At 57.6% G+C, this 10,280-nt stretch carries 7 protein-coding genes; all 7 read left to right on the forward strand.

From position 1 onward, the window contains the following. Positions 1-1,398 (forward strand): HsdM family class I SAM-dependent methyltransferase (locus AC3AYF_RS13485; protein ID WP_295040068.1); only part of this gene is annotated, 1,398 nt, incomplete at its 5' end. Positions 1,399-1,534: 136 nt separating this feature from the next. After that, positions 1,535-2,515 carry an Abi family protein gene (locus tag AC3AYF_RS13490; RefSeq protein WP_295040070.1) on the forward strand — a complete coding sequence of 327 codons (981 nt, stop codon included), beginning with the start codon at positions 1,535-1,537 and terminating at the stop codon, positions 2,513-2,515. Beyond that, a complete protein-coding gene (locus AC3AYF_RS13495) occupies positions 2,512-3,921 on the forward strand; it encodes a restriction endonuclease subunit S (protein WP_295040072.1) in 1,410 nt (469 codons plus the stop codon). Before AC3AYF_RS13490 ends, AC3AYF_RS13495 begins: the two co-directional genes overlap by 4 nt. Next, a complete protein-coding gene (locus AC3AYF_RS13500) occupies positions 3,918-4,859 on the forward strand; it encodes a GIY-YIG nuclease family protein (RefSeq protein ID WP_295040074.1) in 942 nt (313 codons plus the stop codon). Before AC3AYF_RS13495 ends, AC3AYF_RS13500 begins: the two co-directional genes overlap by 4 nt. Before the next feature lie 285 nt (positions 4,860-5,144). Then, complete coding sequence (locus AC3AYF_RS13505; RefSeq protein WP_487779848.1) at positions 5,145-7,157, forward strand: DEAD/DEAH box helicase family protein; 2,013 nt, start codon at positions 5,145-5,147, stop codon at positions 7,155-7,157. Then, on the forward strand, positions 7,070-8,350 hold the full coding sequence (locus AC3AYF_RS13510; RefSeq protein ID WP_487779849.1) for a type I restriction enzyme subunit R domain-containing protein: 1,281 nt from the start codon (positions 7,070-7,072) through the stop codon (positions 8,348-8,350). Before AC3AYF_RS13505 ends, AC3AYF_RS13510 begins: the two co-directional genes overlap by 88 nt. 317 nt (positions 8,351-8,667) lie before the next feature. Beyond that, positions 8,668-10,280, forward strand: a 1,613-nt coding sequence (locus tag AC3AYF_RS13515) for an esterase/lipase family protein (RefSeq protein ID WP_487779850.1), incomplete at its 3' end; no start/stop codon positions are given.

Raw genomic sequence — 10,280 nt, forward strand, 5'->3', positions numbered from 1 at the left:
GGCCAGGACGACAAGCTGCGTCCCCACGGCATCGTCACCGTCTACGACCCCACCGCGGGCACCGGCGGCTTCCTCTCCGAGAGCGACGAGTACATTCAGCAGGTCAGCCGGGACGTGACCGTCTCGCTGCATGGCCAGGAGCTCAATCCCGAGTCCTACGCCATCTGCAAGGCCGACATGCTGATCAAGGGCCAGGCGGTGGAGCAGATCAAGCTCGGCAATACACTCAATGACGACCAGCTCCCCGCCGAACGCTTCGACTACATGCTCTCCAACCCGCCGTTCGGTGTGGAGTGGAAGAAGGTACAGAAAGAGGTTGCTGCCGAGCACAAGCAGAAGGGCTACGATGGCCGCTTCGGCCCCGGCCTGCCGCGGGTCTCCGACGGCTCGCTGCTGTTCCTGATGCACCTGGTGAGCAAGATGCGCTCCCGCCAGGAGGGCGGCTCGCGTATCGGCATCATCCTCAACGGCTCGCCGCTGTTCACCGGCGGCGCCGGCAGCGGCGAGTCCGAGATCCGCCGCTACCTGCTGCAGCACGATTTGGTGGAGGCTATCGTCGGCTTGCCCACCGACATGTTCTACAACACCGGCATCGCCACCTACGTGTGGATCCTCTCCAACCACAAGCCGGCCGAGCGCCGTGGCCAGGTGCAGTTGATCAACGCCACCAGCCGGGCCAGCAAGATGCGCAAGTCGCTGGGCAGCAAGCGCCAGTTCGTCGCCGACCGCGACATCGAGGAGATCGTGCGCCTCTACGGCGCCTTCGAGGAGAACGAGGAGAGCAAGCGCTTCCCGGTGGAGGCCTTCGGCTACCGGCGGATTACCGTGGAGCGCCCGCTACGCCTCAATTTCCAGGCCAGCGCCGAGCGCCTGGCCCGGCTCGACGACGAGAAGCCGATCCAGAGGCTCGAGGAGGGCGAGCGCGAGGTCCTCAAGGCCGCCTGCACCACCCTCGACCCTGAGCCGTTCACCAACCGCGACGCCTTCATCAAGGCGCTGAAGGCCGCCCTGAAGGCGGCTGGCCTCAAGGTCGGCGCCCCGGTGCAGAAGGCCATTCTCAACGCCCTCTCCGAGCGCGACCCTGAGGCGGACATCTGCCTGGACAAGAAGGGCAACCCCGAGCCCGACACCGGCCTGCGCGATAACGAGAACGTGCCGCTGGACGAGCCAGTCTTCGACTACTTCGAGCGTGAGGTGAAGCCCCACGTCCCCGACGCCTGGATCGATGAGGACAAGCGCGACCCGTTGGACGGCCGAATCGGCATCGTCGGCTTCGAAATCCCCTTCAACCGGCACTTCTATAATTTCACGCCGCCGCGCCCGCTGGAAGAGATCGACGCCGACCTCAAGGCCTGCACAGACCGGATCAAGCAGATGATCGAGGAGCTGTCGGCATGAGGAAGGGCGGCGCTCAGCCTTGTCTTACCCAGTCATTGACAGTGCAGAGGGCATGCCCTAGCATGTCGGGTAACACACCCGCCATGCCTCTCACTGAAGCACACTTTGGCGGGTTTTTTGCGTCTGGAGGTCGGGCATGAGCGACTTCCACAAGCCTGCACACAGCATTGAAGAGCAGATCGCGACGCTATGCAGCCGTGGCCTGGCGATACCCGACGAGGCTCGGGTGCGTCACTACCTGGCCAATATCAGCTACTTCCGCCTTTCAGCCTACACGCGTCCCTTCTACCAGCCAGGCCTCCAGGAGCATCGTTTTCTGGAGGACACCTCCTTCGAGGATGTGCTGAGGCTCTATGTGTTCGATCGTGAGCTCCGCCTGCTGCTGCTTGATGCCATCGAACGGCTGGAAGTCGCGCTACGCGCTCAGTTGACCAACACCCTGGCTGAGCACCATGGCCCTCACGGCTACCTGGATCCCGAGATCTTCGATACCCGCTACAACCATGGATGGCTGTTGGAGAAGCTGGAGAACGCGGCCAAGGGACGAGAGATCGAGACCTTCCTGGCGCACTATCGCACGAAGTACCGATCAGCCCCCAATCAGCCGCCCATCTGGATGGCGGTGGAGCTGCTGACCTTCAAGGAAGTCTCGACCCTGCTGGCCAAGCTGCGGCTTCCCAAGGATACCCAGCGCATCGAGCGGCACTTCGGTTGGAAGATGCCGGTGCTGCGATCTTGGTTCCGCAGCCTGTCCGACTTGCGCAACGTCTGTGCCCACCATGGCCGAGTGTGGAACCGTGAGTTTGGTAGCCGTCCCGAGATGCCGAGAAAGGTTCCGGTCGGCTGGCCGAGCATCCCCGGTAGCATCGAGACGGGGTCTCATGAGCACCCCGAGCAGCGTCTCGACCCTCGAAGGCGCCTGTACCTCCAGCTCGTGGTGATCGAGTCGCTGATGCAGGTCGTGTCGCCTACCAGCCAGTGGGCTGAGCGACTGGTGACACTGCTGGATCACTATCCCCAGGTCTCACGTCCACATATGGGTTTCCCTGGGCATTGGGATACGGAGCCTTTCTGGCGAGAAGCAGTGATGAACGCAAGAGAGGGGGCAAAGGCATGACTTTCCCGAAATACCCCGAATACAAGGACTCCGGCGTCGAATGGTTGGGAGAGGTGCCGGCGCATTGGGAAAAACTAAAGCTCAGCCTGATTTCGATTGAGAAGTGTGATGGTCCATTCGGGTCTGCGATAAAGTCTGAGCATTACCGTGATAATGGTGTGCGTGTCATTCGGTTGCAAAATATAAAGAAATATTTCTTCAATGGAGAAGATGCAGCTTATATCGATGCTGACTATTACCGCCAGCAAATAGCTAAGAGCGATGTGATTGGTGGCGACCTCCTCGTTGCTGGGCTAGGTGATGATAATAACGCAGTAGGGCGTGCTTGTGTTGCCCCATACAGTATTGCTCCTGCAATGGTTAAAGCCGACTGCTTCAGGTTCAGGCTGGATACTAAGCGGGCGTTCCCTGATTTTTTGGCATATCAGCTTTCAGCCGGTGCAGAGGCTGATGCAGGTTTACTTTCAACAGGTTCAACTCGTTCTCGAATTCCATTGTCCACGATGGGGGGAAGAATAGTAGCTCTACCACCAAGTCATGAGCAGGTGGAAGTATCTGCTTTTCTGGATTACGAAACCGCCCGCATCGACGCCTTGGTGGAGGAGCAGCAGCGCCTGATCGAGCTGCTCAAGGAAAAGCGCCAGGCGGTGATCTCCCATGCCGTCACCAAGGGGCTGGATCCTGATGTGCCGATGAAGGACTCCGGTGTGGAGTGGCTGGGAGAAGTGCCGGTGCATTGGGAAGTAGCCCCTCTTGGCTTGCTTTCACGCCAAATCCAAACTGGTCCGTTTGGTAGCCAACTTCATTCACACGAATATGTTGAAGGTGGCGTTCCAGTCATCAACCCCTCCAACATTGTTGATGGGGAAATTTTGCCTGACCCGTCATCCACCGTAACTCCAGAAGTTGTTGAGCGGTTGACTCATCAGCGGTTGTCTGAGGGTGAGGTAGTGGTTGGTCGCCGAGGCGAAATGGGTCGCTGTGCAGTAGTCTCATCAGAAGAGTCGGGGTGGTTGTGTGGAACAGGGTCGATGAAAATTTTATTGAGTGAGCGTGCAGATCCTGACTTTGTTTCCATGTTTATCCGGACCCCTCTGGTTCGAGGCCTGCTTCAAATCGAATCGGTTGGTTCGACCATGGATAATCTCAATCCTGAAATATTGTCACGGATTCGAGTCCCTGTTCCTCCTATTGAAGAGCAGCGTGATTTGGTAGAAAAGGTCAGGTTGACTGAAAGGAAAACACAACGACTTATCAGCGAAGCCTTACAAGGCAGTGAGTTGCTCCAAGAACGTCGCTCCGCGCTGATCTCCGCCGCCGTCACCGGCAAGATCGACGTGCGCGGCTGGCAGCCGCCTGAGGGCTCAACGGCATCCAGCGAGGCCACGCAAACGGAGATGGTATGACGCAAGGACGCAGCATCCGACTCTTCCTGGTGGACGGTACACCTAACGGCCTGCTGACCGCCGAGATCATGAACTGGACCGGTCACGTGCTCACCGGGCCGCGCAGCAAGCTCAGAGAGCTGGTCCAGCGCCCAGAGTGCGGCCGCACCGGGATCTATTTCCTGGTGGGGACGGACCCCGAGGGAAGTCTACGACCGATGGTCTATATCGGAGAAAGCGACGACGTCGGGGCCCGCCTCAAGCAACACCAGCGTCCGGAGGATAAGGGCGGCAAGGATTTCTGGGAGAGAGTCTGCCTGGTTACCAGCAAGGATCAGAACCTGACCAAGGCTCACGTGAAGTACCTGGAGAGCCTGCTGATCAAGAACGCCGGCGAGGTCGGCCGCTGCAAGCTGATCAACGGCACCGCTCACGAGTACATCGGCTTGCCCGAGTCCGACCGCGCCGACATGGCCTTCTTCATGGAGCAGGTACGCACCGTGCTGCCGGTTCTGGGGCTGGACTTTCTGCGTGATGCCACAAAGCCATCTGCCGCTACTGGAACACCCGATCCCCAAGATGCTCAGGCCTCGCCACGGTTCGTCCTGGAAGCCTCCAGACACGGGATCAAAGCCGTGGGGCAGGAAGTGGATGGTGAGTTCTTCGTATTGGAAGGCTCTCTGGCCCGGCGTGAATGGGCGGGCCCTTACCACAGCTATCAGAAGCAGCATGCCCAGCTCTGTGAGGAGGGGGTGCTCGTCGATGATGGCAATGGTCTGCGGCGTTTCACCAAGGACTATGCCTTCTCCAGCCCCAGTGCTGCAGCCGCCATCGTGGTGGGGCGCGCGGCCAACGGCCGAATCGATTGGAAGGTCGCGGGCAGCGGCCTCTCCTATGGCGAGTGGCAAGACCAGCAGGTCAGCGCCGCCGCTCCATCGGTGGAGCAGTCCCCGAGCTGACGTAATGCCGCAAGCTCCATTTTGTCGCGGCGGCGAGAGCACGGTTTAGAAATAAACGTGAAAACGGCCTCAGCGGCCGTTTTCGTTACGCGATATAAACCTGGGAGTGCGAAGGCTTACTCACCTTCCTCGATCGATATGCCACTCAAGTGCGGAAGCAGGCTTCCCTGACATTCATTTGTGGCACTGCCTCCAGTGGATGAGGCATCGTCCTAAGTAGCCTTCTCCTTGTATCCCTGAAGCGCTAGGCTGTTACGCATAATTACGCCAAGCGCAGGGGATAACATGGCGGACAGCAGGGAAGCCCGCTTCCAGCAGGACATCATCGAGGCCATGACGGCCCATGGCTGGAAGGCCGGCACGGCCGGCGGCTACGATCGCGTCTCGGCGCTCTATACCGAGGACCTGCTCGGCTACGTGCGGGAGGCCTGGCCCGAGCGCTGGGAGAAGTTCTGCAAGTCCAATCCCCAGGCGCCGGAGCAGGTGTTCGTGCAGAAGGTGGTCCGCGAGCTGGAGCGGGCCGGCACCCTGGAGGTGCTGCGCCACGGCTTCAAGGTGCCGGGGGTGAAGTTCGATCTTTGCAGCTTCCAACCCGACCACGGCATGAATCCCGACTCCCTGGCCCGCTACCGCGCCAATCGCCTGCGGGTGGTGCCCGAAGTCTCCTACTCGCCCCACGCCCGCGAGAAGGGCAAGGGCGGCGGCGACAGCTACAACCCCCGCCTCGACCTGGTGCTGTTCGTCAACGGCATTCCCACCGCCACTCTGGAACTGAAGAGCCAGTTCAAGCAGACGGTGGAGAACGCCAAGCGGCAGTACCGGCAGGACCGTCCGATCAAGGACCCCGTCACCCGCAAGCCGGAGCCGCTGCTGACCTTCAAGCGCGGCGCCCTTGTCCATTTCGCGGTGAGTCAGGCCGAAGTGGCGATGACCACCAAGCTGGCCGGCAAGGACACCTTCTTCCTGCCCTTCAATCGCGGCACGAAGGAGGGCGGCGCCGGCAACCCGCCCGCACCGGACGAGCAGAGCTACGTCACTGCCTACCTGTGGGAAGAAGTGTTCGCACCGGATGCCTGGCTGAAGGTACTCGGTCGCTTCCTGCACTTGGAGAAGAAGACCAGCGAAGACTTCCACGGCCGCCGCCAGACTAAGGAGACGCTGATCTTCCCCCGCTATCACCAGTGGGAGGTGGTCAAACGCCTAGTGCAGGCCACCCTAGCCGAGGGGCCGGGGCGGCGCTACCTGGTACAGCACAGCGCTGGCTCCGGCAAGTCCAACTCCATCGCTTGGTGTGCCCACCAGTTAGCCAACCTCTACGCTGAGGATGGCACCAAGCTCTTCAACTCGGTGATTGTGGTTACCGACCGCACAGTGCTCGACAGCCAGCTCCAGGAAACCATCTACCAGTTCGAGCATGCCCACGGCGTGGTTCGGCCCATCACCCGCGACATCGGTAACCAGAGCAAGTCGGAGCAGCTCGCTGAGGCCCTGGCCAGCAACACCCGTATCATCATCGTCACCATCCAGACCTTCCCGGCGTTGTTCGACGCCTTGGACAAGCGCCCGCAGCTCGCCGAGGGCGACTACGCTGTGATCGCCGACGAGGCCCACTCCTCGCAGACCGGAAGCTCGGCCAGCAAGCTCAAGGCGTTGCTAGCGGCCGCGGGCGAGACCACAGAGGGCGATGACGACGAGATCAGTGCACAGGCCATGTTGGATGCCGCCGTGGCCTCCCGGCGCCCCAGCGAGCGCATCAGCTACTACGCCTTCACCGCCACCCCCAAGGCCAAGACCCTGGAGCTGTTCGGCCGTCCGCCGGATCCCGATCTGCCGGCCGGCGCCGACAACAAGCCCGAGCCGTTCCATCTCTACTCGATGCGCCAGGCCATCGAGGAGGGTTTCATTCGTGATGTGTTGAAGAATTACGTCACCTATAAGACTGCCTGGAGGATCGCCAATCCCGCTGGTGAGGAGCAGGAGGTGGATGCCAAGAAGGCCTCACGCACCCTGGCCAAGTGGGTTCGGCTGCATCCCCATAATATTGGCCAACGTCTCCAGATCATCGTTGAACACTATCGTGATAACGTCCGCCACCTGCTCGATGGTCAGGCCAAGGCCATGGTGGTTACCGCCAGTCGTCAGGAGGCGGTGGGCTACCAGCTGGCCATGCGGAAGTACATCGAGGAGCAGGGCTACGCGGACGTCATCCCATGGTGGCCTTCTCTGGCAGCGTGCCGCCCGATGAGGAGATTCCAGAGGAGGTCACCGAGACCAGCCAGTTGCTCAATCCCGGGCTGAAAGGCCGCGACCTGGCCGAGGCGTTCGATACCGACGACTACAACGTGATGATCGCCGCCAACAAGTTCCAGACCGGCTTCGACCAGCCAAAGCTGTGCGCCATGTACGTGGACAAGAAGCTGCGTGATGTGGACTGCGTGCAGACCCTCTCGCGGCTCAACCGGCTGTTCCCCGGCAAGCAGACCTTCATCCTCGACTTCTACAACGCCGAGCAGGAGATCCTCGACGCTTTCGCGCCCTACTACCGCAAGGCCGAGCTGGCCGATGTCTCCGATCCCAACGTGGTCTACGACCTGCAGCGCACCCTGGACGCCAGCGGCATCTACCACTGGCCCGAGGTGGAAGCCTTCGCCAAGGCCTTCTTCGATCCCAAGGCGCCGGCCTCCAGCCTCAGCTACCATTGCCGCCCCGCTCAGGACCGCTTCAAGCAGCGCTACCAGCTGGCCATGGAGCAGCTCCAGGTCTGGAAGGAGGCTCGCCAGGCCGCCGAACAGAACGGCGACGACAAGGGCCTGAAGCGCGCCGAGCAGGAGCTCAAGGAGGCCGGCACCACCCGCGACGAGCTCGACCTGTTCCGCAAGAACCTGCAGAGCTTCGTGCGCACCTATGAATTCCTCAGCCAGATCGTCACCTTCGACGATCCCGGGCTGGAGCAGCTCTGCGTCTTCGCTCGCCATCTCCACCCGCTGCTGCGCACCGACCGGCTGCTGGAGGAGGAGAGCATCGACGTCAGTGAGCTGGAGTTGACCCACTACCGCCTCACCAAGCGGGAGGAGAAGCGCCTGCGCCTCGAGGAAGCTGAGGGTGACTATGGCCTCACCCCGGTCAGCGAAGTGGGCTCAGGCAAGCCACATGATCCGGAGAAACAGCGCCTAGCCGAGATCATCGACCGTCTCAATGATCTCTACGGCGCCGAGGTCAGCGACGACGACAAGCTGCACTTCGCCAACGGCATCGCCGACCGTATCGAGCGCGACGAAGCGGTGATGGCCCAGGTGCGCAACCACAGCGAAGACCAGGTGATGCACGGCCTGTTCCCTAAGAAGGTGGCCGACGCCGTTCTCGACGCCCTCAGCGACCACGAGAAGCTCAGTATGCCGCTGTTGGAGAACGAGGAGACGGGAAGGCAGTTCGCGCTGTTGATCCTCAAGCTGCTGGCGGGGAGATCGAGCCGTGACTCGCGTGCTGAGTAGCAATCTACGAAAGGGGGCTCTTAATGGCGGATAACGATCCAAGCTGGCCGTCCCGGCAAAGGCAGCTGGCACGTTCATCGATGTTATGTTGCATGCGCTGCGGTTGGGGTAATGTAGCCGAGCTATACTTAATTCTTGGCTTTTTCAATAAGCTAAGAGATGAGCGAGCGTGCAGCATAACATTCTTTAACGCGCGTGCTATCTAATACCTGTTATATGACCTGAGTCTCATCGACAGTACCTTGGGCTTCGTTTCTTTAGGTAAATTAAATTAGAGTCCTTGCTTCCTCTATAAATTATTAGGATCGAAATATTCAATGGCCAAAAAAATAATACTAGTTCATGGGTTGGGTGGAACTGCTGGTGACACCTGGGGAAGCTTTCCTGATTTTTTAAGGCAGGACAAAGACATTGGGTATGATGTCATTTCTTGCGGGTATGAATCCCCTAGCCTATGGAGAATATGGAGGCGAGCTCCAAGTGTTTTAAATATCGCAAATGGAGTGCTTACAGATATCAAAGCACGCTGCGACATAGAAAATGATGACATCATATTGGCTGGTCACAGCTTGGGAGGAGTTATCTTAAAGAAAGTGCTCCTCCTGCTAGAAAATAAACATATCAACCACAAGATTGTAAAAGTTTGTTTTTTTGATGTTCCGCACGATGGCTCCGGTTACGCAAATGCTGGAAAGTATTTGGCTTTTAGAAATCGCCATTTGAAGAGCCTAACTCGAGACTCGGGTGAGTTGGATGATTTAAATGATCAATGGGTAAACAGCGGGCTAAATAGCAAATTGGAAATATTAAGCATCATTTCGGCCAATGATGACATTGTTTCCTCTTCCAGTTCTAAGAGTATTTTTCGCGAGCATGCGATAGAAACAATTAACGACGTTAATCACCGAACGATTGTAAAGCCGGAAAGCATAGAATCTTCCTCTTATATTGTTTTTAAGCGCTTCATTTTAGAGCAGATAACAGTTGCTAGATACAAAAATTCCGCATCTCGTGATCTTGAAGACTGGAAGCGTGTAGAGAGAAATCATAGTTATCACTATGCAAGTGATGAAAAGCGGGCAAGTGATCTGGAAGCTCTAGTTTCTGCATTGGAACTAGAGCGGGCTGTAGTAAGGCTGACAGGAGCATCTGGGTTAGGTAAAACACGCTCGTTATTGAAGGCTATTGATGAGTCACCTTTTATTGACGAAGCTTATGTCCTTGTCTTCAATGCTCCGGGATACGATACAGTCATCAAAGATAGTGTTAAAGCAATGGTTGAAGATTGTGTTCATGGTCTAGTAGTAATAGAGAATTGCAGTATTAGCTTGCATAACCTCTTGGCTAAGGAAGTCAATAAAACTGAGTGCTCTCTTAAACTGGTTACTATTGGTTACTCAGATGAGCAAGTGGATGAGTCTATTCATATTAATCTCTCTCCTTTGTCAGATGAGGCGATAAAGCGGCTTTTGACACCTATTTTGGTTGGTATGGATTCTAGCGAAGTTGAGCGCGTAGCTCGATTTGCTCAGGGTTATCCTCTAATGGCAACTCTTATCGCAGAGCAATACCAAAAAGAGGGGCGGTTGCTTGGTTCGATTGAAAGCAGCTCCGTCGTTAGGAAATTGATTGATGGTGACGGCGGTATTAGGGCTGACGAAAAAGAAGTGCTATCTGCTTGCTCATTATTTGATGTTTTTGGCACTGCTGAGGGGGCGGCTGGAGAAGAGGCTAAGTTTATCGCAGAAAATGTTGCAGGCTCTAATCTAAGGGGCTTCGATCGAGTACTTAGAATATTTACCGGTCGTCAGATCATAAACCGTGCGGGGAGGTACGCTAGGCTGGGTCCTAAACCACTTGCTTTGACATTGGCATTTTCAATATTTGTAATACTATTTGAAATTGTAAGATTCCCTAATAAATTCCCACT

Source organism: Salinicola sp. (assembly GCF_982684285.1).